Here is a 270-nt window from a genome sequence, read left to right as displayed (position 1 = left end):
ATCGAGGCCGGGAAAAGCCTCCCTCGCCTGCCGGAAGACCGACATGCAGCGGGCATGCGCATATTGAACGTAGAAGACGGGATTATCCTTCGACTGTTCCGTCACTTTGGCGAAATCGAAGTCGAGCGGTTCGGAATTCTTGCGATAGAGCATCATGAACCGGACCGAATCACGGCCGACTTCCTCGACGACATCCCGCAGCGTGACGAAATCGCCGGAGCGTTTCGACATCTTCACCGGCTCACCGTTGCGATAGAGTTTGACGAGCTG

1 pseudogene is annotated in these 270 nt (G+C 56.7%); it reads right to left on the bottom strand.

Annotated elements, in window-relative coordinates:
- Positions 1-270 (bottom strand): annotated as a pseudogene (locus EOD29_RS31945) (arginine--tRNA ligase); the annotation flags it as partial.

It is taken from the genome of Mesorhizobium sp. M1A.T.Ca.IN.004.03.1.1 (assembly GCF_003997555.1).
In the GTDB taxonomy this organism is placed as follows: Bacteria; Pseudomonadota; Alphaproteobacteria; order Rhizobiales; family Rhizobiaceae; genus Mesorhizobium.
Note: the sequence above shows the minus strand (reverse complement) of the source record. Positions and strands in the feature narration are given on the sequence as shown.